Annotated in this window: 22 protein-coding genes and 1 pseudogene; 9 read left to right on the top strand and 14 right to left on the bottom strand. The window is 67.1% G+C overall.

The window, feature by feature from the left end:
- Window positions 1-56: 56 nt before the first annotated feature.
- The 4 genes from ABIE24_RS10765 (at window position 57) to ABIE24_RS10750 (ending at window position 4354) form a co-directional block, all read left to right on the top strand.
- Window positions 57-1346, top strand: coding sequence for an O-acetylhomoserine aminocarboxypropyltransferase/cysteine synthase family protein (locus ABIE24_RS10765; RefSeq protein ID WP_354499482.1), 1290 nt, complete (start codon window positions 57-59; stop codon window positions 1344-1346).
- Between the two features lie 3 nt (window positions 1347-1349).
- A complete protein-coding gene (locus tag ABIE24_RS10760; RefSeq protein ID WP_354499480.1) occupies window positions 1350-1916 on the top strand; it encodes a CoA-binding protein in 567 nt (188 codons plus the stop codon).
- A gap of 360 nt (window positions 1917-2276) precedes the next feature.
- The gene (locus ABIE24_RS10755; protein ID WP_354499478.1) at window positions 2277-3638 is read left to right on the top strand and encodes an L-serine ammonia-lyase; all 1362 of its coding nucleotides are present in this window, start codon (window positions 2277-2279) and stop codon (window positions 3636-3638) included.
- A gap of 89 nt (window positions 3639-3727) precedes the next feature.
- Entirely contained in the window at window positions 3728-4354 is a 627-nt protein-coding gene (locus tag ABIE24_RS10750) for a sulfurtransferase (RefSeq protein WP_354499477.1), read from the top strand.
- On the opposite strand, the gene ABIE24_RS10745 is transcribed toward ABIE24_RS10750, so the two are convergent.
- From ABIE24_RS10745 to ABIE24_RS10730, 4 genes are all read right to left on the bottom strand, one after another.
- On the bottom strand, window positions 4309-6138 hold the full coding sequence (locus ABIE24_RS10745; RefSeq protein WP_354499475.1) for a thioredoxin domain-containing protein: 1830 nt from the start codon (window positions 6136-6138) through the stop codon (window positions 4309-4311). The two genes, ABIE24_RS10750 and ABIE24_RS10745, sit on opposite strands and share 46 nt — an antisense overlap.
- A gap of 29 nt (window positions 6139-6167) precedes the next feature.
- The gene (msuE, locus tag ABIE24_RS10740) at window positions 6168-6764 is read right to left on the bottom strand and encodes an FMN reductase (protein ID WP_354499474.1); all 597 of its coding nucleotides are present in this window, start codon (window positions 6762-6764) and stop codon (window positions 6168-6170) included.
- Between the two features lie 237 nt (window positions 6765-7001).
- Window positions 7002-7814 (bottom strand): DUF1684 domain-containing protein, encoded by an 813-nt coding sequence (locus ABIE24_RS10735; protein WP_354499472.1) that lies wholly within the window; start codon window positions 7812-7814, stop codon window positions 7002-7004.
- A 21-nt stretch (window positions 7815-7835) separates the two neighbouring features.
- Complete coding sequence (locus ABIE24_RS10730; RefSeq protein WP_354499470.1) at window positions 7836-8675, bottom strand: aldo/keto reductase; 840 nt, start codon at window positions 8673-8675, stop codon at window positions 7836-7838.
- A gap of 131 nt (window positions 8676-8806) precedes the next feature.
- Between ABIE24_RS10730 and hrpA the strand changes: the two genes are divergently transcribed.
- Complete coding sequence (hrpA, locus tag ABIE24_RS10725) at window positions 8807-12685, top strand: ATP-dependent RNA helicase HrpA (RefSeq protein WP_502916268.1); 3879 nt, start codon at window positions 8807-8809, stop codon at window positions 12683-12685.
- On the opposite strand, the gene ABIE24_RS10720 is transcribed toward hrpA, so the two are convergent.
- The 5 genes from ABIE24_RS10720 to ABIE24_RS10700 all read right to left on the bottom strand — a co-directional run bounded on the left by ABIE24_RS10720 (window position 12682) and on the right by ABIE24_RS10700 (window position 17736).
- Complete coding sequence (locus tag ABIE24_RS10720; RefSeq protein WP_354499467.1) at window positions 12682-13464, bottom strand: amino acid ABC transporter ATP-binding protein; 783 nt, start codon at window positions 13462-13464, stop codon at window positions 12682-12684. The two genes, hrpA and ABIE24_RS10720, sit on opposite strands and share 4 nt — an antisense overlap.
- Window positions 13461-14459 carry an amino acid ABC transporter permease gene (locus tag ABIE24_RS10715; RefSeq protein ID WP_354499465.1) on the bottom strand — a complete coding sequence of 333 codons (999 nt, stop codon included), beginning with the start codon at window positions 14457-14459 and terminating at the stop codon, window positions 13461-13463. The genes ABIE24_RS10720 and ABIE24_RS10715 overlap by 4 nt, the downstream gene beginning before the upstream one ends.
- Window positions 14460-14482: 23 nt before the next feature.
- Window positions 14483-15361: an ABC transporter substrate-binding protein gene (locus tag ABIE24_RS10710; RefSeq protein ID WP_354499464.1), complete on the bottom strand. Its 879-nt coding sequence runs from the start codon at window positions 15359-15361 to the stop codon at window positions 14483-14485.
- A 110-nt stretch (window positions 15362-15471) separates the two neighbouring features.
- On the bottom strand, window positions 15472-16626 hold the full coding sequence (locus ABIE24_RS10705) for a BtrH N-terminal domain-containing protein (protein ID WP_354499462.1): 1155 nt from the start codon (window positions 16624-16626) through the stop codon (window positions 15472-15474).
- 219 nt (window positions 16627-16845) lie between these two features.
- The gene (locus ABIE24_RS10700) at window positions 16846-17736 is read right to left on the bottom strand and encodes a helix-turn-helix transcriptional regulator (protein WP_354499460.1); all 891 of its coding nucleotides are present in this window, start codon (window positions 17734-17736) and stop codon (window positions 16846-16848) included.
- A 191-nt stretch (window positions 17737-17927) separates the two neighbouring features.
- On the opposite strand from ABIE24_RS10700, the gene ABIE24_RS10695 reads away from it, so the two are divergent.
- Both ABIE24_RS10695 and ABIE24_RS10690 read left to right on the top strand, forming a co-directional pair.
- Window positions 17928-18314 (top strand): DUF2255 family protein, encoded by a 387-nt coding sequence (locus ABIE24_RS10695; RefSeq protein WP_354499458.1) that lies wholly within the window; start codon window positions 17928-17930, stop codon window positions 18312-18314.
- A 113-nt stretch (window positions 18315-18427) separates the two neighbouring features.
- Entirely contained in the window at window positions 18428-19225 is a 798-nt protein-coding gene (locus ABIE24_RS10690) for a Gmad2 immunoglobulin-like domain-containing protein (protein WP_354499456.1), read from the top strand.
- 24 nt (window positions 19226-19249) lie between these two features.
- Here the strand turns inward: ABIE24_RS10690 and ABIE24_RS10685 are convergent, their stop codons facing one another.
- Complete coding sequence (locus ABIE24_RS10685) at window positions 19250-19630, bottom strand: aquaporin (RefSeq protein ID WP_354499454.1); 381 nt, start codon at window positions 19628-19630, stop codon at window positions 19250-19252.
- Window positions 19631-19793: 163 nt separating this feature from the next.
- Window positions 19794-19922, bottom strand: a pseudogene (locus ABIE24_RS10680) (aquaporin family protein); the annotation flags it as partial.
- A gap of 62 nt (window positions 19923-19984) precedes the next feature.
- Between ABIE24_RS10680 and ABIE24_RS10675 the strand changes: the two are divergent.
- Both ABIE24_RS10675 and ABIE24_RS10670 read left to right on the top strand, forming a co-directional pair.
- Entirely contained in the window at window positions 19985-20881 is an 897-nt protein-coding gene (locus ABIE24_RS10675; RefSeq protein WP_354499452.1) for a metalloregulator ArsR/SmtB family transcription factor, read from the top strand.
- Window positions 20882-20954: 73 nt separating this feature from the next.
- Complete coding sequence (locus ABIE24_RS10670; protein WP_354499450.1) at window positions 20955-21365, top strand: arsenate reductase ArsC; 411 nt, start codon at window positions 20955-20957, stop codon at window positions 21363-21365.
- 54 nt (window positions 21366-21419) lie between these two features.
- On the opposite strand, the gene ABIE24_RS10665 is transcribed toward ABIE24_RS10670, so the two are convergent.
- The 3 genes from ABIE24_RS10665 to otnK all read right to left on the bottom strand — a co-directional run bounded on the left by ABIE24_RS10665 (window position 21420) and on the right by otnK (window position 24498).
- Window positions 21420-21776 (bottom strand): hypothetical protein, encoded by a 357-nt coding sequence (locus ABIE24_RS10665; RefSeq protein WP_354499449.1) that lies wholly within the window; start codon window positions 21774-21776, stop codon window positions 21420-21422.
- Between the two features lie 737 nt (window positions 21777-22513).
- A complete protein-coding gene (locus ABIE24_RS10660; protein WP_354499447.1) occupies window positions 22514-23248 on the bottom strand; it encodes a class II aldolase/adducin family protein in 735 nt (244 codons plus the stop codon).
- Window positions 23245-24498, bottom strand: a complete 1254-nt coding sequence (gene otnK, locus ABIE24_RS10655; protein ID WP_354499445.1) for a 3-oxo-tetronate kinase — start codon at window positions 24496-24498, stop codon at window positions 23245-23247. Before otnK ends, ABIE24_RS10660 begins: the two co-directional genes overlap by 4 nt.
- Window positions 24499-24553: the final 55 nt, after the last annotated feature.

Below are 24553 nucleotides of genomic sequence, written 5' to 3'. Positions count from 1 at the left end.
CTCATTGTTACGGCGCCGGGCGGAAAGCTCCCGCCAGAGCCGGTAGCCTCGAATGCATGGCAGATCGCGAATACGGCTTCCGCACGCGTGCAATTCACGCGGGCAACATCCCCGACTCGGTGACCGGTGCTCGCGCACTCCCCATCTATCAGTCCACGGCGTTCGTGTTCGATGACACGTCGGATGCTGCGGCGCGCTTCGCCCTGCAGAAATACGGCAATATCTACTCCCGGCTCGCCAACCCGACCGTGGCAAGCTTCGAAGAGCGGGTGGCGAGTCTCGAAGGCGGCCTCGGCGCCGTCGCCACGGCATCCGGGCTCTCAGCGCAGTACATCACCTTCGCGAGCCTCGTCGGGAGCGGCGACCACATCGTGGCATCCGCCAACCTCTACGGCGGTTCGATCACCCAGCTCGACGTGACCCTGCGGCGGTTCGGCGTGGAGACCACGTTCGTCCAGTCCGCGAACGCGGAAGACTACGCGGCCGCGATCACCGACAAGACGAAGCTGATCTTCGCCGAGACCATCGCGAACCCGTCAGGCGAGATCGCCGACATCGAAGCCCTCGCCGACGTGGCCCACGCCCACGGCATCCCGCTCGTGATCGACTCCACGATCGCCACTCCCTACCTCAACCGACCGATCGAGTGGGGGGCTGACATCGTCACCCACTCGGCGACGAAGTTCCTCGGCGGGCACGGCACGACCCTCGGTGGCGTCGTCGTCGAAAGCGGCCGGTTCGACTGGCACAGCGACAAGTTCCCGTTGTTCGGCCAGCAGGTCCCGAGCTACGGCGGACTCGAATGGTCGGGCAACTTCGGCGAGTACGCGTTCCTCACCCGCCTGCGCGCGGAGCAGCTCCGGGACATTGGACCTGCGCTCTCCGCGACGGCAGCGGCCACGCTCGCCCAGGGCGTCGAAACCCTCTCGTACCGGATGCAGGCGCACGTCGACAACGCCCGTGCCGTTGCCCGCTGGCTCGAGGTCGACCCCCGCATCGAGGCGGTGTACTGGGCGGGACTCGACTCGCACCCGCATCACGAGCGGGCGAAGAAGTACCTGCCGAAGGGCGCCGGAAGCGTCTTCAGCTTCGTCGTGAAGGGCGGCCGCGCCGTCGGCCAGAAGCTCATCGAGTCGGTCAACCTCGCCAGCCACGTGGCCAACATCGGCGACACCAAGACGCTCATCATCCACCCGGCATCGACCACCCACGCGCAGTTGACCGAGCAGCAGCTCCTCGACGCCGGGGTGCTTCCCGGTGTCGTGCGGCTCAGCGTCGGCATCGAAGACGTCGACGACATCATCTACGACCTCGACCAGGCACTCGCCCAGGCAGTGGAGGCTTAAGCCATGTCAGAACTCGTCACAACCCAGCTGCAGAACGGGCTCACCTGCTCGCTGCCCTCCGACTCTCCGCTGGCGAAACTGCTGAAGTCGCAGCGCACCTGGGTCGGACCCGACTCGAAGGCGCGCCTGGGCATCCTCCGCGGCGCGAAGTCCGTTGCGGTCGTCGGCGCATCGCCGAACCCGGCGCGGTCGAGCTACTTCGTCGGCACCTACCTGCTCCAGTCGACCGACTTCCGCGTCTACTTCGTGAACCCCAACGCCGACGAGATCCTCGGGCAGAAGGCGTACCCCGACCTCGCGTCGCTGCCGGAGGTGCCCGACATCGTCGACGTCTTCCGTAAGGCGAGCGACATCCCCTCGGTGATCGACGACGTCCTCGCCATCGGAGCGAAGACGGTGTGGGTGCAGCTCGGCATCTGGAATGAAGAGGCCGCGCGGTACGGCGAGGAGAACGGCCTGACCGTCGTCATGGACCGCTGCATCAAGGTGGAGCACGCCCGGTTCAACGGCGGGTTGAACCTCTTCGGGTTCGACACCGGGCAAATCACCTCCCGCAAGGGACTGCGCTGAGCGCTTCGCCGCTCGAACGGATGGATTCACCGCCACGCCGCGCCACCGCCGCGGCGGGCGGCGTGTCGCACAAACGATCCGCCTGAGCCCCGCGCCGGGCCGCTCTGCCGCTCGGATGCCCCGCCCCCCGCTCAAACGGATGGAATCACCGACACCCCTCGTAGCGGCAGCGGCGCGCGGCGTGTTGCACAAACGATCCGCCTGAGCCGGCGACCTCGTCGGACCCGCGCCGATTTACTGCGCCCAACCGGGCATTTGTGCTGTTTTCTCGCACGCCGGTCGGAACATCGTCCACCCCTCGCCGTCGCGTCCTAGAGTGGCAGTGAACCCCCACCGGGGAGCGGTTCTCGAGGAGGAGACATGACGGCGTACGTCTCGGCTTTCGACCTGTTCTCGATCGGCATCGGGCCGTCGAGTTCCCACACGGTCGGACCGATGCGCGCCGCCCTCGACTTCGCCGGTCGGCTCTCCGATCGCCTCGACTCGGTCGACCGGATCACCTGTGTTCTCTACGGCTCGCTCGGCTCCACCGGCATCGGGCACGGAACGCCGGATGCCGTCGTCGCCGGTCTCGCAGGCGCACGCCCGGAGACCTGCGATCCTGCGCTCGTGCGCAGCTCCTGGTCCGAGCTCGCGCCGGGCGGTTCCCTCCTCCTCGGCGGGGTCCGTCGCATCCCCTTCGAGAAGACGGATGTCAGCTTCGAACCGCGCACGCGCCTGCCCGCCCACCCGAACTCACTGACCCTCACCGCCTGGTCGGCCGGCGGGGAACCGGTCGCCAGCGAGACGTACTATTCGGTGGGCGGCGGGTTTATCCGCCGCGAGGGCGAAGACCTGTCGGCTCGACCGGCGCCGGTCTACCCGCTACCGTTCGCCACCTCCGTCGCCCTGCTGGCGCTGTGCGCCGAGCACGGCCTGCGAATCGACGAGGTCGCCCGGGCGAATGAGGAAGCGGTCCGCACGCCTGCCGAGGTCGACGCCGGCCTCGACGCGATCTGGTCGGCGATGGACGACTCCGTGCGGAACGGGCTCGCCGGCCGGGGCATCCTGCCGGGCGGCCTGCAGGTCAAACGCCGGGCGGCGGCTGTGCGGGATCACCTGGAGGCGGCCGAAGCCGAGAGCGGCCGCGAGCTGCCGAGCGAGTGGCTGCACTCGTTCGCCCTTGCCGTCAACGAGGAGAACGCCGCTGGGGGCCGCGTCGTCACCGCACCGACGAACGGAGCGGCCGGGATCATCCCCGCCGTGGCGTCGTACTACCTGCGCTTCGTCCCCGGGGCGTCGGCCGAGGGCATCCGCCGGTTCCTGCTCACCGCGACGGCCATCGGGTCACTGTTCAAGGCGAACGCGTCGATCTCGGGCGCCGAAGGCGGCTGCCAGGCCGAAGTCGGATCGGCCTGCGCGATGGCGGCCGGCGCGCTGTGCGCGGTTCTCGGCGGCACTCCGGGCCAGGTGGAGAACGCAGCGGAGATCGCCATGGAGCATCACCTCGGTCTCACCTGCGACCCTGTCGGCGGGCTCGTCCAAGTGCCCTGCATCGAACGCAATGCGATCGCGTCGACCACGGCGGTCAGCGCTGCGCGATTGTCGCTGCACGGCGACGGGACCCACCTGGTCTCGCTCGACCAGGTCATCGAGACCATGCGCCAGACCGGCGTGGACATGTCGACGAAGTACAAAGAGACGAGCGAGGGCGGGCTGGCGGTGAACGTCATCGAGTGCTGACCGCGCTCTGTGACATCCTCTGTGACGCCGCGTGACCGCGTGTGTCGGCGGCACGGCACGGTGTCGTCCGGCTCCTCTACCGTGGAATCATGCCTCCTGTTCTCAGCGGCCCGACGGTCACGACGCAGTGGCTGGCCGACCACCTCGGTTCCGACGACCTCGTCATCCTCGACGGCACCGTGCTCGTCGTCCGCACCGGTTCCGGACGCGCGTACCTGTCCGGGTACGACAGATACCTCCTCGACGGGCACATACCCGGTGCTGTTTTCGCCGACCAGCTCAGCGGTGTCGACACCACCGGAAACCGATTTCCGGTGTCACGGCAGGATGCGGCGGAGTTCGAGCGGGTGGCGGCATCCGTGGGCGTCTCGGAGTCGAGCGTGGTTGTCGTGTACGACAGCACGGGCGGCGGGTGCGCGGCCCGCCTGTGGGAACTGTTCCGCCGCTGGGGCTTCACGTCGATCGCCGTGCTGGACGGCGGCCTCCCGAACTGGCTGGCCGAGGGCCGCGATACCGACACCGGGCGGGTCGAACCCACGGCAGGATCGGTCGTGGCTGTGCCCCAGCCAGAGGAGTGGGCCCACCCGGCCGACGTTGACCTCGTTCTCGCGGCCGGCCATCACCGTCCCCGCGGTGGCGGGCCGACCGAACCGTTTCGGCGGGTTGAGGGTCACACCTCCTCTGGCACCCGGCAGGTGAAGTTCTCGCAGAGGTAGGCAGCCCGAGCGCCGTTCCTCGGCGTCCGCGCTTCGAACAGCTCGAAGCCGGCGGCCGCGAACTCACGCGCCTGCTGCTCGGTCACCAGCGCGGTGACATCGGTCCGGCGGGTGCGGATGCTCGCGGGCAGTTCCCCCGTGCGACCGGCGTCAGGGCTCACGACGACGAGCTGAACCGGTGTCCTCGCGAGCCGGTGCAGGAGGCCGAGAGACGTGCCGAACGACAGGGGGTTCGCCAGGGCGAGGGCCCCGATCGGTGCCAGGGCTGCGACCGTGGCCTCGCGGTAGCGGTTCTCCCCGGTGAGCAGGAACAGCCGCCAGGCGGCATCCGCACTCGCGCTGATCCCGGACGGGTACGCACCCTCTGACGGATCTCCCGCGAGCGCGATCCCCGACGCCGCCAACACCGGGTCACCACCACCCGGCTCCGCGAAGACGGTGCCGGCGGCGGCGCCCGCGGCGAGGGTGTCGTCGACCAGAGCGCGCGCGGTCGTCGCGTACACCGGTTCGCCCGTCGCCGCGGCGAGCCCGAGCAGACCGGTGGCGAGCATCCCGTAGTCCTCGAGCGTTGCCCGCGCGGTGGAGCGCCGCTCGGCGACCGTGGCCCGGATCAGCCGGCCGTCCGGCCCGCGATGATTCTCGAGGAGGTAGTCGGCGGCCCACCGGGCAGACTCGAGCCAGTCGTCGCGGTCGAAGAGAACGGCGGCCCGGGCGAGCGCGGCGATGGCGAGGCCGTTCCAGCCGGCAAGCACCTTCTCGTCGAGTGCCGGCGGCTCCAGTGCGGACCGGCCGGCTGCGTCGCGGGCGTAGTATCCGCCCTCGGACCTCGCCCCGTCGATCACCGACTCGGAATCCTGGGCGCTCGCGTACCCGCCAGACGGAAGCTGCAGGACCCCGGTGAGGAAGGCGGCGATGCCGGACGCCGCCGAGGCCGCCCAGTCCCTGCCCGTGTCGTCGGCCCAGGCCCGCGCGTACGCGTCGAGCAGGATGGCGTTGTCGTAGAGCATCCGTTCGTAGTGGGGGTCGCTCCAGTCCCGTCGAGTGGCGTACCGGAAGAAACCGCCGTCGACCGGATCGCGGAGCGGCGACGCGGCCATCCGTTCGAGCGAGCGCGCGGCGAGATCGGCGCCGCTCCCCGACTCGAGAAGCAAGCCGAGGACCGGTGCCACCGGAAACTTCGGGGCTTCGCCGAACCCGCCGTATTGGAGGTCTTCCACCGCGGCGAGCCGGGCAACGGCCTCGTCGATGTCGGCGTCGCCGGGCAGCGTCCCCGCGGTCGGTGCCGGGGCTGCGGAGATGGCCTCGCCGATGGCGGCGGCATTCCGGAGAACCTCGGGGCGACGGTTCGCCCAGGCCTCGAGCACGGCCTCGAGCACCTGCCGGAACGACGGGTACCCCGAGACCGGCATCGGCGGAAAATAGGTCCCGGCGTGGAACGCCAGGCCCTGCGGCGTCGTGAACAGGCTGAGCGGCCAGCCGAGCTGCCTGGTGAACGCGGCGGCCTGCGCCATGTAGCTCGCGTCAACTCCGGGATACTCTTCCCGGTCGACCTTGATGCTCACGAAATTCTCGTTGAGGATGCCGGCGATGTCCGGGTCGCTGAACGACTCCCGCGCCATCACGTGGCACCAGTGGCAGGTGGAGTACCCGATCGATACGAAAACCGGGACGTCCCGGGCGGATGCCTCGTCGAATGCATCCTGACCCCACTCACGCCAGTCGACGGGGTTGTCGGCGTGCGCCCGGAGGTAGGGACTGAGGGCGGAGGCGAGGCGGTTGACCATGCCTTCAGCCTAGGGTCGGCTGTTGCGGGCTACCAGGCCCCGACGTACGCCGACACGTCGTCACGGTCACGGTCACGGTTGCGGACGAACGGCAGCCCGCGAAGCACCGCCAGTTCGACCCGCGACTTCACGGCCTCGGAGGTAAGGGTGTACTCGGTGAAATCCGTGTTCGAGGCGTAAACGCCGATCGGCAGGGTGAGCGCCTGGAAGAATCCGAAAAGCGGCCGGAACTGGTGCTCGAGCATGAGGGCGTGGCGTTCGCCGCCACCGGTCGCCGCGAGCAGCACCGGCTTGTCGATGAGGGCGTACTGCCCGACGAAGTCGAAGAGGTGCTTGAACAGCCCGGTGAACGAACCACGGTAGACAGGACTCGCGACGACGAGCAGGTCGGCATCCTCAATCCGGCGCAGTTCCTCCTCGACCGATGGGGAAACCTGCTCGCGGGTGAGAGCCCCGGCGAACTCCGGTCCGATCTCGCTGAGTTCGATGATGTGGCGCGAGATGTCCTGGTGCTCGGCGATCTCGTCGAGGATGGCCGAGACGAGCACACTCGTCTTCGACGGAGCGTGCAGGCTGCCGCTGACGGCGACGACCCGCAGGGGGCGGTTTGCTCTGTTCTCGACCATGCTTGCGACGCTACGCCGGTTGCCGCTCCCGGCGCCATCCGCGCGAAACACGACGTAACGCGTTGGGTCAGATCGCGACCCTCGACCGGCACCGCACAAGGAAAAAGCCCCGAGGTAAGGATGCTGCGCGCCTGGCGTCCTTATCTGGCGCCGCGGTTCCTGAGCAAGGTCGCTCCGCGACCGCGTCGAAGGGCCTTATCCGACGCTGAGGCGCCGAGACGGGGCGACCGGCCCGGGTCAGGCGGAGCGGAGCACGTTTCTCTCCCCGGCGCGGATGGGGGTGCTGAGCCGGTTTCCGGCCGGCGGCAGCGGACAGACGTAGAAATCGCTGAACGCGCACGGCGGCAGGTAGGCGCGGTTGAAGTCGGCGACCACGGAGCCGTCTTCGCCCGGCAGGGCCAGGTCGAGAAAACGGAACCGGTAGCTCTCGTCGCCACTGGTCCCGTCGGCGAACACGGCGTGCAACCGGCCCCGTTCCAGGGTGACGGTGAGCGATGCGGCGCCGTCGTGGAGGTCGAGATCGACGAACCCGGCGGGCGCATCCGTCGACCGGTGCCCGTCGATGGTGGTGAATTCGACGCTCGACTCCGGGTCGGCCTGGCGGAACCGGCCGGTCACGACGAACTCCTCGGTGGGCGGGAACGCGTCGATGCCGCGCAGCACCGTGCGCGTCGGCGCCTCCGGGTCGAGCAGGCGCAGGGCGAGCGCCCCGTCACGTTCGAAGTAGCGCAGTCGCTTCTCGCCCCACTCGATGTCCTGGCCCGCCGTCAGGGTGACGCTGCCCCCGGAGATGGCGCCGATCGGCCGACCGCTCTGCAGGAGGGTCAGACCCTCGAGGTCGTCGCCGGTGCCCACGATCCCCTCAGGGGCGGACTGCCACGAACCGGGCACGCCCTCGTACTCCGACGGTGCCCCGGCGAGCCAGTGGGTGGCGACGAGTGAGGCGAGGCCGAGCGGTGAGCCGGTGCTGCGCTCCCGCGCCTCGTGCCAGCTCGCCCAGTCGGCGTTGAAGGCGTCGGTGGCGGAGTCGAAAGTGTCGGGCAGTGCCATGACAGGTCCTCGGTTCGGTGGTCAGTTGACGTCGTTCGGGTGAGAGCCGACGCGGCCGTCGCGCTCGAGGGAGGAGATCGCGGCGATTTCGGCCTCCGTCAGCTCGAAGTCGAAGATCGCGAGGTTCTCGGCGATCCGGGCACGGCTGTTGGACTTGGGGAAGACGATGTTGCCGTTCTGCAGGTGCCAGCGCAGAATCACCTGGGCGGGAGTCTTGTCGTGGGCCGCAGCGGCGGTCGCGACGCTCGGCTCGTCGAGGAGCGGGTACTTGCCCTGCCCGAGAGGACCCCACGCTTCGATCTGGATGCCGTGGCTACGGGAGAACTCGACGACCTCCCGCTGCTGGAGCGCCGGGTGCAGTTCGATCTGGTTCACGGCCGGGACGGCCCCGCCGTCGGCGAGAAGGTTCTCGAGGTGCTCGACGAGAAAGTTGGAGACCCCGATCGACGTCGCCTTGCCGTCGGCCTGAATCTGCTGGAGCGCCTTCCAGCTCTCCCGGTATCGGTCGCGGCGCGGCGTTGGCCAGTGGATGAGGTACAGATCGACCGCCTCCAGCCCGAGCTTCTCGAGGCTGAGGTCGATCGCGTCGTGCGCTGACGACGTGCCCTGGTCGGAGTTCCACAGCTTGGTGGTGACGAACAGATCTTCGCGAGGGATGCCGCTGGCCGCGATCGCGCGCCCCACGCCCTCCTCGTTGCCGTAGATGGCTGCGGTGTCGATATGGCGGTAGCCCAGTTCGAGGGCATCCGACACGATGCTTTCGGTCCCGGCCGGGTCCACCTTGAACACGCCGAACCCGAGCTGCGGGATCGTCGCTCCGGAGTTGAGGGGAAGCACAGGACCGGTCCAGGATGTCGTCATCGCTCCAGCTAACCATCCAGCCGTGGTGCCACCAACCTGAGCGGCCCGGCTTCGCCGTCAGCGGAATCGGCCGCGGCGCCGCGAGTTCACAGCTTTGGGGTGGTTGCGGGCCTCGTCCACCCCTGCAAACCGTGCAGCTCGCGACGGAAGTACGATGGAGGGCTATGTCTTTCACGATCTCCTATCCCCCCGAGCTGCCCGTCAGCCAGATGCGGGACGAGATCGCCGCCGTCATCCGCGACCACCAGGTGGTCATCGTGGCCGGCGCGACCGGTTCGGGTAAGACCACCCAGCTGCCGAAGATCTGCCTCGAACTCGGCCGGGAGTCGATCGGGCACACCCAGCCGCGCCGCCTCGCCGCCCGCACCATCGCCGAGCGCATCGCCGAGGAGCTCGGCACGGAACTCGGCGGGCTCGTCGGCTACCAGGTCCGGTTCACCGACCAGGCGAGCAAAGACACGAAGGTCAAGCTGATGACCGACGGCATCCTGCTCAACGCGATCCACCGCGACCGGATGCTGCGGGCTTACGACACGATCATCATCGACGAGGCCCACGAACGCAGCCTCAACATCGACTTTCTCCTCGGCTATCTCAAGCAGTTGCTGCCGAAACGCCCTGACCTCAAGGTGATCATCACCTCGGCGACCATCGACCCGCAGAGTTTCTCGCGTCATTTCGACGACGCACCCATCGTGGAGGTGTCCGGGCGGACGTTCCCGGTCGAGATCCGCTACCGCCCGCTCGTCGCCGACGCCCCCGCCGAGGACGAGGACCCGGATGAGGCATCCGAGACCCAGCCGGACCTCGACCCGATCGACGGCATCACCGCCGCGCTCGACGAGCTCGCAACGGAGTCGATGGGCGATGTCCTCGTCTTCCTCAGTGGAGAGACCGAGATCCGCGACACGGCCGACGCCCTGCGCGCCCGATACTCCTCCGGTGGGGCCGGCGTCACCGAGGTGCTGCCGCTCTACGGCCGCCTGACCTCAGCCGAACAGCACCGGGTGTTCCAGCCCAGTGCCGTCGCCGGGGTGCGCCGCCGGATCGTGCTGGCAACGAACGTCGCTGAGACGAGCCTGACGGTGCCGGGGATCAAGTACGTCATCGACGCCGGAACGGCGAGGATCTCGCGCTACAGCGTCCGGTCGAAGATCCAGCGGCTGCCGATCGAGGCGATCTCGCAGGCCTCAGCGAACCAGCGGTCGGGCCGGTCGGGCCGCACGAGCGACGGCGTCGCCATTCGCCTGTATTCCGAGCAGGATTTCGCCGCGCGCCCCGAGTACACCGAACCGGAGATCCTCCGCACCAACCTCGCGGCGGTGATCCTGCAGATGGTGTCGCTCGGCCTCGGCGACATCCAGGCCTTCCCGTTCCTCCAGCCGCCGGACTCCCGCGGCATCAAGGACGGCATCGATCTTCTCCGGGAGCTCGGCGCCATCAGCACCGCCGAAGGTACGACGCCGGCGCTCACGAGAGTGGGTCGCGACCTGTCGCGGCTCCCGATCGACCCGCGCTTCGCCCGGATGGTCGTCGAGTCGAAACGGCACGGTGTCTCCCGCGAGGTGATGGCGATCGTCGCCGCCCTCACCATCCAGGATCCGCGGGAACGCCCGCTCGAACGCCGGGCCCAGGCCGACGAACAGCACGCCCGGTTCACCGATCCGACGAGCGATTTCCTCTCCCTGCTCAACCTCTGGAACTACCTCGAGGACAAGCAGAAGGAACTCGGCTCCAGCGCCTTCCGGCGGCTGTGCAAAACCGAGTACCTCAACTACCTGCGTGTGCGCGAATGGCAGGACGTCGTCCGCCAGCTCCGGCAGCTGTCGAAACCGCTTGGGCTCACCCTCAGCGACCGCGCGATCAACCCCGACGGCATCCACAAGTCGCTCCTTGCCGGGCTGCTCTCGCACATCGGGCTGAAGGATGCCACGGTCGCCGCGGCAAACGCGGCGCGCGGCAAGGGTGCCGGCCGGCCCGCACCGCCGAAGAAGGGCGACTACATCGGGGCGCGGCAGACCCGGTTTGTGATCTTCCCCGGGTCGGCGCTGGCGAAGAAGCAGCCGAACGCGATCATGGCCGCCGAGCTGGTGGAGACGTCGCGCCTGTTCGCGCGCACCAATGCCGCCATCGACCCGGCCTGGGCCGAGCAGATCGCCGGGGACCTCGTCAAACGTAGTTTCTCGGAGCCGCACTGGGAGAAACAGCAGGGCGCGGTCGTGGCCTGGGAGAAGGTGATGCTCTACGGAATCGCCATCGTTCCCCGCCGGCGCGTCCAGTACTCCCGGATCGACCCGGAGCTCTCCCGCGAACTGTTCATCAGGCACGCCCTCGTGGAGGGCGAGTGGGACTCCCCGCAGGCGTTCGACCGCGCCAACCGCAAACTGCGCAAGGAACTCGCGGAGCTCGAAGAGCGGACCCGTCGACGTGACATCCTCTTCGACGATGAAGCGGTTTTCGACTTCTACAACTCGCGGATTCCCGCCGATGTGTTCTCCACACGCAGTTTCGAGGGCTGGTGGCGCCAGGCGAAACAGAAGACCCCCGACCTGCTCACCATGCGGCAGGAGGACCTCCTGCCAGACGACGCCCCCGAGGTCGACGAGGCCGAGTTCCCGCCGGTGTGGCGACAGGGCGACCAGAAGCTGAGCCTGCGCTACCGGTTCGAGCCCGGGGCGGAGGACGACGGGGTGAGCGTCCAGGTGCCGCTGCCGCTGCTCCCCCGGCTGTCTCCGGCCGGGTTCGACTGGCAGGTTCCCGGGCTTCGCCAGGACCTCGTCACCGCGATGATCAAATCGCTGCCCAAGGCGATCCGACGCAATGTCGTTCCGGCCGCGGACTGGGCCCGGCGCCTGATGGCCGAGTTGCCGGATGCTCCCCCGCAGCCGGCGCCGCAGGCCACCAACAACGACACCCTCGCCGCGCATCTGGCGATCGCGATCAAGCGTCTCTCCTACATGCCGATCGAGGCGTCCGACTTCGACCTGTCCCGGATCCCGGGACACCTGCGGGTGACGTTCCGAGTCGTCGACGAGAAGGGCCGCCAGGTCGCCTCAGGCAAGGACCTCGTCGATCTGCAGCACCGCCTCGCCTCCCGCACCCGCGAAAGCGTCGCGAGGGTCGCGGAGGCCACTCCCAACGCGCTGGAACGTTCCGGGATCACCCGCTGGGACTTCGACGAGCTCCCACGCTACGTCGACACCCGCCACGCCGGCAACACCATCCGCGGGTACCCGGCACTGGTCGACGAGCGCACGTCCGTGTCGATCCGCATCATGGCGACGGAGGCCGACCAGCGACGGGCCATGCCCGGCGGTGTGCGGCGGCTGCTGCTCCTGTCCGTGGCGTCCCCGGTGACCTACGTCCAGCAACACCTCACCTCGGCTGAGAAGCTCGTGCTCGCCACCAGCCCGTACCCGTCGACGCAGGCCCTGTTCGACGACTGCCTCGTCGCCTGCATCGACGATGTGCTCTTCCGAGTGTCACCCGACGGATGCCTCTTCATGAAACTCGAATTCGAGACCGTTCGCGACCGGGTCTCCGGCGCCATGATGAACACGATGTTCGACACCGTGTCGCTCGTCGCCAAGGTCCTCACCGCGGCGCGGACCGCTGAGAAATCCCTGAAACGGGCGACGAGCCTTTCGCTGCTCCCCGCCCTCTCCGATGCCACCGCGCAGCTCGGCGGCCTCGTCTTCCCCGGCTTCGTCTCGGCGACGGGGACGGCACGACTGGGCGCGCTGCCGAGGTATCTCGCGGGGATCGCCCACCGGGCCGAGAAGCTCCCGGACAACCCGAACCGCGACCGGGTCTGGATGAACGAGATCCAGGCCGCTGCCGCACTCTTCGACGCCGCGGGCGGAACGATCCCGCTGGATCCGTTCGCTCCCCCGCACCTGGTCAAGGCGCGCTGGATGCTTGAGGAACTCCGGCTGAGCCTGTTCGCTCAGAACATCGGCGCTGCAGAGACGGTGTCGCTGCAGCGCATCCGCAAGGTGCTCGCCGGCTAGAGCACTTTCGACAGGAACGACTGCGTGCGCTGGTGCTGCGGGTTCGCGAGCACCTCGCGAGGGTCGCCGGACTCGACGATCACCCCTTCGTCCATGAAGAACAGCGCGTCGCCAACCTCGCGGGCGAACCCGATCTCGTGCGTGACGACGATCATGGTCATCCCGGACTGGGCGAGACCCTTCATCACGTCGAGCACCTCCCCCACGAGTTCGGGGTCGAGGGCGCTGGTCGGCTCGTCGAAGAGCATCAGCTTGGGTTCCATGGCCAGCGCGCGGGCGATCGCCACGCGCTGCTGCTGGCCGCCGGAGAGGTGACCGGGGTAGGCCTTCGCCTTGTGCGCGAGACCGACGCGTTCGAGGAGCTGCATGGCCGTGGCGACCGCGGCCTGTTTCTTGACGTTCTTCACCCGGGTGGGTGCCTCGATGATGTTCTCGAGCACCGTCATGTGCGGGAACAGGTTGAAGGACTGGAACACCATGCCGATGTCCGCCCGCTGACGAGAGACCTCCTTCGGCGACATCTCGTAGAGCTTGTCGCCGCGCTGCCGGTAACCCATGAGGTCGCCGTCGACCCAGAGCCGGCCGCCGTTGATCGATTCGAGGTGGTTGATGCAGCGAAGGAACGTCGACTTACCCGAACCGCTCGGTCCGATCAGGCAGGCGACCTGTCCCCGTTCGACGGTGACCGAGATGTCCTTGAGGACCTCGTGGGAGCCGTAGCTCTTGACGATGTGGTCGGCGTGGACCATCGGGATGTCGCTCATCAGGGTGTCGCTCATCGGTGTTCCCCCTTCGGAGGCGGGATGGTGTCCGTGTCGGCGGATGCCTCGGCGTTCGCCGTTCCGGGAGCCACCGTTCCGGTCGGGATCGGTTCGCCGTCCAGAGCGCGCTGGGGTGCGACGCCCCGCGCGTAGTACTTCTCGAGGTAGTACTGGCCGACCATCAGGATGCTCGTGACGAGCAGGTACCAGATGCTCGCGACGATGAGGAGCGGAACCGTGGCGTAGATCTGCGACGAGATCGCCCGGGTCCTGGCGTACAACTCGAGCGAGAAGCCCAGCGCCGTCACGAGGGAGGTGGTCTTCAGCATCGAGATGACCTCGTTGCCGGTCGGCGGGATGATCACCCGCATGGACTGCGGAACCACGATGCGCAGCATGGTCTGCTGCCAGCTCATCCCGAGGGCGCGCGCGGCTTCGTCCTGACCGCGCGGGACGCTGAGGATGCCGCCGCGAACGATTTCAGCCATGTACGCGGCTTCGTTGAAAGCGAGGCCGAGCACCGCGAGCCAGAACAAGTTGATGAAGTCGAACGGGGCGGCGGTGAAGAACTCGACGTCGGTGAACGGGATACCGATCGTCACCGATCGGTAGATCGTGCCGAGGAGCCCCCAGAAGACGAGCTGGACGTAGACCGGCGTTCCGCGGAACAGCCACAGGTACGTCCACGAGACGGCCTTGAGCACCGGATTGTCGCTCAGCCGCATCACGGCCAACACGAGCCCCATCACGATCGCGAGGACCATCGACAAGACGGTCAGCACGAGGGTGATGAGCGCGGCCTGGCTGATCCGGCGATCAAAGAGGTACTGCGCGACGAGGGGCCACTGGTAGGCATCCCTCGTGGCGGCATCCCAGACGAACACCACGACCAGCAATGCGATCACGATCGCGAAGGTCGTTCGGAGCGGGTGCCGGAGCTTCACCGCTTTGATCGGAGCGGTCGACGACTCCCGCGCCGAGGCCGGCGCGGGAGTCGCCCGTGTGTCTGCCATCCTTCTGACGCCCGTCTCGCGACTCAGCCGGCGTTGACGGTCGCTTCGGTGACGGCACCCGCCTCGACGCCCCATTCCTCGAGGATCTCGAGGTAGGTTCCGTCGTCGATGAGAGCCTGCATGGCGGCCTGGATGGCTTCGACCAGCTCACCATCCTTTTCGATCACAACACCGTACGGGGCGGAGTCGAAGATCTCGCCGCTGAGTTCCAGCGCGCCGTCCGATTGTGCGACACCGTACTGGGTGATCGGCGAGTCGGCGAGCATGTACTCGGCGCGCCCAAGCACGGCGTTGTTCGTCGCCTCGTCCTGGCCGTCGGACTTCAGCATGTCGACGGCTTCCTTGCCATCGGCGACGCACGTGTCGCTCTCGGCCTGGAGGAACTGTTCGGACGTCGTGGAGGCCTGGATCGCGATGGTCACGCCACAGTATTCCGTGAGGTCTTCGGAACCGGCGGTCTTGGCGAACTGCAGGCCGGCGCTGTAGTAGTCGACGAAGTCGACCTGCGCCTGCCGTTCAGCGTTGTCGGTGAAGCTCGACCAGCCGAGGTCGAGAGTCCCGCCTGCGACCTTCGGAAGGATCGCGTCGAACAGGTTCTTCTCCCACTCGACCTCGAGTCCCAGCTTGCCCGCGACCGCTTCGGCGAGTTCGGCGTCCCAGCCTGTGACGCTTCCGTCATCCGCCTCGAACTCGTTCGGTGCGTAGCTGGCGTCGACGCCGATCTTGAGCACTCCGGCCGATGCGATGTCCTCGGGAACGAGCGAGGTGAGCTCCTCGTCGGCGGAGACTGAACCGCCGTTCGACTCTCCCGACGGGGGCGCCTCATTGTTCACACAACCGGTCAGGACAAAAGCGGCCACTGCCGCCAATGCCACTGGTGCAACGAGTGCTTTTCTGCGCATTTTTTATTCCTTCATCTCTCGACGTCATCGCCGACGGTATACCGAGACTAACCCAACTGACCCAAGCCGCTCCGCCGACGAAACCAACTTGTGACCGGCCGGTTACGCGGTCAACCTGCGGCGAGTGCGTGCTGCAACTCGGAGACCAGCCGGCGTTCCACGCCCAGAACCGAACGGACCCGGTCGGCGAGATCCGGGATCGTGACGTCGGGCTGGGTCGCGGCGGCGGCGACATCGGCGATTCCGGCCCACTGGGAACCGGCATCCCGCGCTGCCTCCGCGGCGGATGCCAGTTCGAGGCCCGTGATTGGTCCCGCCTCCTCGAGGAAGGCACCGTAGAGCGACCGACCCGCCCCCGGTGCGGTGTGCGCCCAGGTGAGGCACTCGGCGAGTCGCGTCATGCCCACGCCGAAGGCCTCCGGTGGGCCGAAGCGGCGCCTCCACCCCTTCTTCGTTGTGGTGTCCTCGAGATCTGCGAGCAGCCGTTCCATGCCGCTGAGCCCCACGTTGACGTCGAACGCGTTGCCCAGAACGGGTCCGGTCAAATGAGCTGTGGTGGTGGCGATCGACGCCCGCACGGCCACGGCAAGGTCTGGCGCGGCAGCGGGTGGGCGAAGCGTTTCCAGTCGGAAGCGCCCGGCACGGTGGGCGCCCCACGCTGCGGCGAGTTGGTCCGAAGTCAGGAGGTGCGGCTCCGGTGCCGAGTCGTCAACGAGGTATCGGCCGTCGGCCCGACCGGCGACGACGATCGGGTAGGGGTCTGCCGCCTCCTCCACCCGCGTGTCTCCGTGCCACGGCAGAAGCCCGCGTCCGACGGTGAGCATCGCAGGACGCCCCGCATCGAGGGCCGCATCGAGTTTCTTCAGCGCCGCGCCTGGCGCGCTCGAGGTCACCGTCGACAGGTCGAGGCCGAGATGGCCGGCGACCGCATCGAGCCAGGGCTGCGGATGGTGCTGCGCCACGATGGTGAGCAGAGGGTGCGGAACCTGACGGTACTCGAAGACGGCGTAGAGGAACCCGATGCCGCCGCCAAGGCCGAAGGCCATCGGTTCGGAGACGCCGATATCGTCCACGGCGAGCATGTGGCGGCAGAGTGCCGACGGGGTGTGCTCGTCACTGCCGAAGGCGGGATAGCCGGTCACCGCTGCCGGATGGCCGGAGTGTCGCCGCTCGGCCAGGATGCGGCGGTGGGCGGCGGTGTAACTCTCACCGGTGCGTTCCATCCGCTCCCGGATCCTCTTCTTGAGGGAATGCTGCTCGGTCATGGTGCTCTCTCCCGTGGTCAGGGGCGCGCTCTCCGCCCCACACCGGATACGCGCCGACCACGATTGAAAGAGATCATGTCGAGGTATGCCTGTCACGATGAGAGATCACCTTGTTCCCGCACAGCCGGTGGGTGTGGGCCGCCGGTCAGGGAATCGGGCGTGTGACACGCCGCCTCGTCAGGGTACTACGGCCGCAGTCCGGCGCACCAGTGGGGCGGCTCAGGCGATGGGATCCGGCGTGCCTGCCCGGACCGGTTCACCGGCCGTCGCCGCCCAGCTCGCGAGAAGGCGCAGCCTCTCCTCGCTGGGCGACCCGGGTTCGGTTCCGTACACGATGAGCGACTGCCCCGGGTCGGCGGGAAGCTCCATCGCCTCGAACGTGAGGTAGAGGTCACCGACGACCGGATGGTGGACCGCCTTGAACCCGGTGTCGTGGTAGCGCACATCGTGGGCCGCCCAGAGGGAGCGGAACTCGTATCTGCGGGCCAGCAGATCGCCTATGAGTTCCTGCAGTTGTGAATCGTGCGGGTCACGGCCGACTTCGATGCGGAGGTTCGCCACCATGTCGGCAGCTGCCTTCGCCCAGTCGAGGAAGAACGCGCGTGCGCGAGGGTTGAGAAAGAGGAAGCGTGCCGTGTTGACCGGCGAGCCGGCCTCAGCGTCCGCGTACAGCTCCGAGTAGAGGGCGCGTCCGAGAGCGTTGCTGGCGAGAAGATCCCGCCGGGTATTGCGCACGAAGGCGGGAGCGTCGGAGAGCCCGTCGACCACCCGCTGCACGGCCTGCCGCACGTTCTGCCGTGCAGCGCGTCGTGGGGCGGGCCGGACCGTGGCCCGGGCTCCGGCGAGGCGCAGGAGGTGCTCGTGTTCGGCTTCGTCGAGTTGAAGCGCCCGCGCGATCGCGTTGAGCACCCCCTCGGATACGGTGCCGAAGGTTCCACGTTCGAGCTTGGTGTAGTAGTCGACGCTCACCCCGGCGAGCATGGCGACTTCTTCGCGCCGCAGTCCCGCAACGCGCCGGTTCCCGCCGTAAGCCGGCAGTTTGGCCTGTTCCGGGGTGATCTTCGCCCGCCGCGAGGCGAGGAATTCACGGATGTCCTGACGATTCTCCATGGAACGACGATAGGTCAGGCCGGTGCTTCGAGACAGGCTCTGCCGGTACCTGCTCGGAGCCTGTCGTGTCGGACATCTCCTGCGTACGGTGGATCCTGAAGACAATCGATCCCCTGGAGACGATCGATTCGAGGAGGCGACATGGAGATCCTGCCCCAGGGCACAGCGCAAACGTCAGGGCGAGAACGATCATGACGACCGCGTGGACCAGCGACGAGCTTTCCCGCGTGGGCGGCGCTGAGGAACTTCTCATCGCCTCGAGGCGGAAAGACGGCACGTTACGCCCGTATGTGAGGATCTGGGTCGTGCGGGCGGGAAACGACATCTACGTCCGGTCCGCGTACGGCTCGGACAACCCGTGGTTCGTTCGTGCGAAAGCCAGCGGTACCGGGCGGGTCAGGGCCGGGGGGGTCGAGAAGGACGTCGTCTTCACCGACGCCGCGGCATCCGCTCAGCGGGACATCGACGCCGCCTATCACGCCAAATACGACCGCTACGGCCCGCGCATCGTGGGCTCGGTTGTCGGCGCGAGCGCCATGGAGACGACCCTGAAGCTGGAGCCGCAGGCGGGCGGGTAGCCGTCCCGGCCGGACCGGGTACGCGCTCGCCTCAAGCCGGTAAATCTTTGGCAACGAATCAGCGGCGAAAACCCCGGTCGCGCTACAATTGTCGGCAGAAGGGACACTGCGCGATGCCTCGGTCCGGAGTTCTGATGTGTGCGGCGGCGTTGCTCGCCGGAATTGTTCTCGTCACAGGCTGCGCTCCGAATCCGGGGCCGACGGCTTCGCCTTCGTCATCGACCCAGACGCCATCGACACGGACGCCATCGACACCGACGCCGTCCGAGACACCGACGTCTACCCCCGGGGCCGACACCATCACGATCGACCTGCCGGCCGATGGCGCTCGAGTCACTGTGCCGGTTGACGCGGAAGGCACCGCCAATACCTTCGAGGCGGCGCTCACCGTCGACATCGTGAACGAGGCAGGCGACATCCTCTGCATGCGCCACCTGATGGCGACGTCCGGGAGCGGGACGCGTGGAACCTGGCAGGCTCGCCTGGGCTTCGCGCCGGAGCAGGACATCGCTGCCCCCGTCACCCTGCGCGCGTATGAGTTGAGCGCGAAAGACGGATCCATGATCAACCTGGTCGAACGACCGATCACCCTCTCGCCGGAGCATCCGCTGATCATGCTGACCAGCCCGGTCTGTGGCGACGTGGTCGACGCCGGTGGAAATCTTTCGGTACAGGGACTCGCGACCGTGTTCGAAGCCGCCCTCACCGTCGAGCTGCGGGATGCCGCCGGTGCCGCCGTGTACTCCCGCGACCTGATGACCGCTGAGGGTGGTGTTGAGTCACCGTTCGGCGAGATCGTCACGATCCCGGCCGGCCTGCCCCCGGGGTTCTACGATCTGGTGGCTTTCAACTACAGCGCAGAAGACGGCAGCATCGAAAACGAGTTCCCGGTCCAGATCGAACTGCGGTAGCGAGCGCGGCGCTCGAGCCCGAGCTCACCGTACGAGCTGCGGTGCGGGGGCGGCCGGTACGGGTCGCGAGGGGGCCAGGGCCCTGACCGCAACACACCCAACGACGGCACCGAGACATTGCGCACCGAGATACGGGAGAACCGAGGTCGGGGCGATTCCGGCGAACGTGTCCGAGAACATCCGGCCGATCGTGATGGCGGGGTTGGCGAAGCTGGTGGAGCTGGTGAAGAAGTAGGCGGCGCCGATGTACGTAGCCACGACCGCCGCTGAGAAATGCGCACGGCCGGTTCGGTCGAGGGCGAAGATGACGAAGATCAAACCGGCGGTGGCAACAACCTCTGACAGCAGGTGGCCGGCCGTGGAGCGGTCGTTTCCGCTCCACGAGACGAGCGGCAGTTCGAACATTGCATTGGCGAGGATGCAGCCGGACACGCAGCCCAGCACCCGCGAGTACGTACGGCCCGATGTCCCGGAGACCGCGGAGCCCTAGGGCGTAGTCGACGGCCGACACCAGAGGGTTGAAGTGCGCGCCGCTCAGCGGTCCGAGAACGGTGATCAGCACGAAGAGCCCGAAAGCGGTGACGATTGCGTTGATCAGGAGCTGCAGGGCCACATCCTGGGTGAGGTTCGTTGCGGCGACTCCTGAGCCGACGACGATTGTCGTGAGGGAGGCGGACCCGACAAATTCTGCGGACACTCGGCGGAGAATGGCTGGGGGCTCGATGGTCACCGGCCAAGCATACGCATAGACTGCGATCTATGGTTATCTCGGGGTCGACCAGCGAACTGCGGCTTCTCGCCGATCCCACCCGTGCGCGGATCATGTCCCTTCTCCTGGACAGCGACTACGGCAGAGCGGCCGTCGGCGCCCTGGCCGCCGAACTCAAACTCCGCCAACCGACGGTGAGTCACCACCTCAAGGCTCTTTTCGACGAGGGTTTTCTTGATCGCGAGCCCGAGGGCCGGAACGTTTGGTATTCCGTTCGTCCTGACCAGGTCGACCGGGTGACAGATCTTCTGGGTGCCGGCCACGAGGGCACGCCCGACGACGGAGTGCTGGACCGGATCTCCGAAGACCTGGCCGCCCGGTTCGTCGGCACCTTCGCGCGAGAGACCGTCGACCGGTACGTCCGAGAGAGCTTCGCGCTGCTCGCCGAACGGGCGAACATCACGCGTCATCTCCCGTCCCTGACCTCGCGTTTCGCCGCCGACCGCCTCTCCGCCCTCGCGTCAGCCGATCTGCCGGGGCACGGCATCCCGGAAGTGCTGTTCGTGTGTGTGCAGAACGCGGGACGCTCCCAGATGGCCGCCGGCATCCTCCGCCATCTGGCAGGCGACCGCGTGCACGTGCGCACAGCCGGCTCCGCACCGGCCAGCGCCCTTCGGGCGGTCGTCGTCACCGCACTCGACGAGATCGGTGTGCCGATCGGCGGCGAGTACCCGAAGCCCCTCACCGACGACGTGGTCCGCGCGGCCGACGTCGTGATCACGATGGGCTGCGGCGATGCCTGTCCTGTCTACCCCGGGCGACGCTACCTCGACTGGGATCTGGAGGATCCAGTGGGACTCCCCCTGGCACGGGTGCGGGAGATCCGTGACGACATCGACGCCCGCGTGCGGGACCTGCTGTCGACGCTTCAGGTGAACGCGGCATGAATTCGCATGCCATCCGGTCCCGCACCAATAGATGACCGTCTATGCTTTTGGATAACCGACTGTGAGGGTCCCGATGCCAACCAAGCCCACCGTTCTCTTTGTCTGCGTTCACAACGCGGGACGCTCCCAGATGGCCGCGGGTTACCTGCGGGAACTCTCCGGCGGCGCCGTCGAGGTGCGCTCAGGTGGATCGGAGCCCGGCGACCAGATCAACCCGATGGCAATCCAGGCCATGGCCGAAGACGGGATCGACATCTCCCAGGCCGTCCCCCAGCTGATGACCACCGATCAGGTTCGCGACTCCGACGTCGTGATCACGATGGGTTGCGGCGATGTCTGCCCCATCTTCCCCGGCAAGCGATACGAGGACTGGGAGCTCGTCGACCCGAAGGGGAAGAGCATCGACGAGGTCCGGCCGATCCGTGACGATATCAAAGCTCGCGTCCAGGCGCTGGTCGCTGAGCTTCTTCCCGCGGAAGCCTGACGCCCGGGGTGAGTCTGGGTCGCGCGCCAGCCGTCGAAGGCGGGTTTCGGACAGCTACCAGAACAGGACCTGGGCGAGCACGAGCAGCGCGATGAGGAACACCACGACGACACCGGCGACGATTCCCAGCGTCTGGCGCGACATCCGGGCCACGCCGAAACCGACGAGGAACGGCAGCGAGAGAAGGAAAATCGTGGCGACCCACCAGAACGTCGCGTATCCCCCGGCCGACACGTCGACGGCGTTGGTGAACAGGAACCGTGTCTCCGGGTGGGTGGCGAAGGCGAAGGCTGCCGACAGCGGCACGGCGATGAGCGCTGCCGTGATGACTCCGGTGAAAAACCCCCACATGCCCGCCTTCGACGTGTCGCCTCCGACCGGGGAGCGAGACTGCGTTTTCTGCGCACCCATTTCGAGACCCTTCCCTTCGCAGCGCGTCGCTGCACGCGCCCTGAATCGTAGCTTGGCACCAGCGTGCCCTCGACGCCACGGCCTGCTCTGTTCCGGTGCCGGATCTCACCCGCCGAGGGTGACAGTGGACGCTCCTCGCCGCATGCGCCGGTTCCTCGTCACAACGACGAATGCGACCGCCCGACCGGCCACCGCATTCGTGTGAGGGACAGCTAGAAGTCCCAGTTCTCGCCCGCTGAGCTGCTAGCCCCGGAATCTCGGGCATTCTGTGGTGCGTTTCTTCGCTCGTGCCTTCTGCGTGCCACCCGCATTCGAACTAGCTTCAGCGGGCCCGATGCGGATCCGATGATACTCCACTAAGGCTACTCGCCTCAGGGATCCGCGCTCAGAATGCTGAGCCAGCGCCTGTTATAGAACGCGGACACCGGATGTGAGACGTCGACACGCCGGAACGCGGGTCGTTCAGCCTCGTGTCTCACGGACGATCGTTTATGTAACCCCGCTCCCGGGTCCTCACCCGAAAGCTGGAGCTTCCGGGCCTAAGGACATGCCCCCTGAGCTGGTGCTATCGCATTAGCTCCGATGGCATCAGGCCAGTCGACGGCCGGCAGCAGTTGTGCTGAATTTCGGAGTACACCTCACCCACCGGGGAAGAGGCGCCTTGCGGATAACGCCTCTTACGTACGGCGCCGCACTCACGCCGCCCCGTCAGACCATGCAAGGCGGATTCGGTGACATCAACGTCCCGTTGACGCCTGGTCCCAATCGGCCACACCGAGTGGACCTCGGGCGGCTCCTCGGACGAAGGTTGCCACGTCAGCCTGCGACGGAACCCCTGGGGTCCATGGAGTCCCGTTCCGCTCAGTGAGTTCGACGATTTGTTCGCCTGTGAGCAGGCGAAAGTTCTGCCCCCGAATGAGCAAAGCAGTTCTCGCGGCCTCCTCGATCTCCGTGACAGCGGTTTGCGCTTGCGCGAGCGTGGGGAATGCGGCGATCGACCCGTGGTTGGCAAGCAGAGCCGCCGAGAAGGTTAAGTCAAACCTGAGAATCGCGTCGGCTTGGGCCGGGTCGCCTGGGGCGAAGTACGGGATGAGCGGCACTTGCCCGACCTTCATGAGCAAGTATGGCGTTGCGGGAAGTATTGCGTGATGTGCACTCCACGGCTCAACGCACGACGCCGCGGTCGCGTTCTCCGAGTGCACGTGCACAACTGACTGGGCAGCCGGGTCGCGGCGATACATTGCCAGATGCAACGGCACTTCCTTGGAAGGACGCGGTCCGTCGAGATGCGTGCCGTCGAGCGAGACGATCGAGAGCGCGTTTACGCTGAGCGATCCCAGGCTCACGTTCGTTGGCGTCATGATGATCGTATTGCCCGTGCGAATACTGAGGTTGCCGGAGCGACCGGGGCTGAGGCCAGCGTCGACGAGTTCGCGTCCCATGGAGACGAGTTCTTTGCGGACTGTGCTCATTCCAGTTGCTCCCATGCGGTGCTGAAGAGGTTGATGTCACCGAAGTTTCCGGATTTAAGGGCGAGGTTCAGCATGGTTCCATTGGCATCGCGGGCTTCCGCCCATACGACGCCTGGTGCGATTGCCGGGCCGATGCGCAGTTCTGAGATTCCCAGGCGCGAGACGACTGCTCCGGAGGTCTCTCCGCCCGCGACGATAACTTGGCGGACCCCGGCGGCCACGGATTCGGCGGTGATTTCGGCGAGGGCGTGCTCAAACGCGGCTGCGGCCTCCGCGCGGTTATCTGCTGTGGCGCCGAGGTCATCTTCGGTCTCCGTGGCAAAGACGAGGACCGGTGTGTTTGCTCCGGTCGCCCATGCGTCGATGGCCCAGTCAACGGCCCGACCGATCTCCGCCTGCGAGTTGTGCATTAGTGCTGCCACGTCGAGCTTAAGGGATGGCATGTGTACGCGGGCTGCGGCAGTCTGTGCGCGGGTCATCTGCGAGGCCGATCCGCTGACGACGAGTCGGTAGCCCTCTGTGGTCGTGATCGCGCCGGCGCGAGTGCTCCTGCTCTCACTCGAGAGGTTTCCGGCGAGTCCTGCGCCGCCGGTGAGAAGCGCCCGGTAGGGAGCCGCGGCGGAGATTCGAGCCAGATCGTCTTCGTCGATCGCGTCCACGATGACCAGGGATGTGCTGTCTTGTTCCGGAGCTTCCAGGGCGGCTCGCAGTTCTGCTTCGGCTGAGCGTACGGTGTGGAGCCCAACCCTGCGGATGGCGTTGTCCGTCTGCGGCGCAAGAATTGTCTCGAGATTGGAGTCGGTCATCGGCGTGAGAGGGTGCGTGCGCATCGGGCTCTCGCTGAGCAACTGATCATGGACGAAGAGGTGTCCCTGATAGACAGTTCTGCCGTTCGCAGGGAACGAAGGAACCATTAGTGCGGTGTTGAGACCGAGCCTGCTCAGCATGGCGTCGGTCACCGGGCCGATATTTCCGCTCGGCGTTGAGTCAAAGGTCGAGCAGTACTTGAAGTAGAAGCGCTCAGCGCCAGCAGCGAGAAGGGAATCGACTGCGTCCAGACTCACGCGAACCGCATCTTCAACAGGGGTCGTGCGTGATTTCAGGGCGATGACATACGCGTCTACGTCGTCCGCGGCGAATGGAACGGATGAATCGATGATCACTTTTGTGCGATACCCCGAATGCACCAGCGCTGCCCCGACGTCCGTCGCCCCGGTGAAATCATCAGCTATGCAGCCGAGAACGTCCATTGTCACTCCTTCGTTGGTTCACACTAGCATGTGATGATTTGATAAATAAGTTGCA

The organism is Mycetocola sp. 2940, from assembly GCF_040548835.1.
Classification (GTDB): Bacteria; Actinomycetota; Actinomycetes; order Actinomycetales; family Microbacteriaceae; genus Mycetocola_A.
This window is presented reverse-complemented; position numbering and strand designations above follow the sequence as displayed.

Bases quoted from the DNA above. Each gene is read 5' to 3' on its own strand.
- otnK (WP_354499445.1), bottom strand. From the start codon at position 24,498: ATGGACGTTCTCGGCTGCATAGCTGATGATTTCACCGGGGCGACGGAC.
- ABIE24_RS10750 (WP_354499477.1), top strand. From the start codon at position 3,728: ATGCCTCCTGTTCTCAGCGGCCCGACGGTCACGACGCAGTGGCTGGCC.
- ABIE24_RS10755 (WP_354499478.1), top strand. From the start codon at position 2,277: ATGACGGCGTACGTCTCGGCTTTCGACCTGTTCTCGATCGGCATCGGG.
- ABIE24_RS10705 (WP_354499462.1), bottom strand. From the start codon at position 16,626: ATGACCGAGCAGCATTCCCTCAAGAAGAGGATCCGGGAGCGGATGGAA.
- ABIE24_RS10710 (WP_354499464.1), bottom strand. From the start codon at position 15,361: ATGCGCAGAAAAGCACTCGTTGCACCAGTGGCATTGGCGGCAGTGGCC.
- ABIE24_RS10685 (WP_354499454.1), bottom strand. From the start codon at position 19,630: ATGTTCGAACTGCCGCTCGTCTCGTGGAGCGGAAACGACCGCTCCACG.
- ABIE24_RS10735 (WP_354499472.1), bottom strand. From the start codon at position 7,814: ATGGCACTGCCCGACACTTTCGACTCCGCCACCGACGCCTTCAACGCC.
- ABIE24_RS10730 (WP_354499470.1), bottom strand. From the start codon at position 8,675: ATGACGACATCCTGGACCGGTCCTGTGCTTCCCCTCAACTCCGGAGCG.
- ABIE24_RS10665 (WP_354499449.1), bottom strand. From the start codon at position 21,776: ATGGGTGCGCAGAAAACGCAGTCTCGCTCCCCGGTCGGAGGCGACACG.
- ABIE24_RS10760 (WP_354499480.1), top strand. From the start codon at position 1,350: ATGTCAGAACTCGTCACAACCCAGCTGCAGAACGGGCTCACCTGCTCG.
- ABIE24_RS10675 (WP_354499452.1), top strand. From the start codon at position 19,985: ATGGTTATCTCGGGGTCGACCAGCGAACTGCGGCTTCTCGCCGATCCC.
- ABIE24_RS10720 (WP_354499467.1), bottom strand. From the start codon at position 13,464: ATGAGCGACACCCTGATGAGCGACATCCCGATGGTCCACGCCGACCAC.
- ABIE24_RS10765 (WP_354499482.1), top strand. From the start codon at position 57: ATGGCAGATCGCGAATACGGCTTCCGCACGCGTGCAATTCACGCGGGC.
- ABIE24_RS10715 (WP_354499465.1), bottom strand. From the start codon at position 14,459: ATGGCAGACACACGGGCGACTCCCGCGCCGGCCTCGGCGCGGGAGTCG.
- ABIE24_RS10745 (WP_354499475.1), bottom strand. From the start codon at position 6,138: ATGGTCAACCGCCTCGCCTCCGCCCTCAGTCCCTACCTCCGGGCGCAC.
- ABIE24_RS10660 (WP_354499447.1), bottom strand. From the start codon at position 23,248: ATGAGCACAGTCCGCAAAGAACTCGTCTCCATGGGACGCGAACTCGTC.
- ABIE24_RS10695 (WP_354499458.1), top strand. From the start codon at position 17,928: ATGACGACCGCGTGGACCAGCGACGAGCTTTCCCGCGTGGGCGGCGCT.
- ABIE24_RS10670 (WP_354499450.1), top strand. From the start codon at position 20,955: ATGCCAACCAAGCCCACCGTTCTCTTTGTCTGCGTTCACAACGCGGGA.
- ABIE24_RS10690 (WP_354499456.1), top strand. From the start codon at position 18,428: ATGCCTCGGTCCGGAGTTCTGATGTGTGCGGCGGCGTTGCTCGCCGGA.
- msuE (WP_354499474.1), bottom strand. From the start codon at position 6,764: ATGGTCGAGAACAGAGCAAACCGCCCCCTGCGGGTCGTCGCCGTCAGC.
- ABIE24_RS10700 (WP_354499460.1), bottom strand. From the start codon at position 17,736: ATGGAGAATCGTCAGGACATCCGTGAATTCCTCGCCTCGCGGCGGGCG.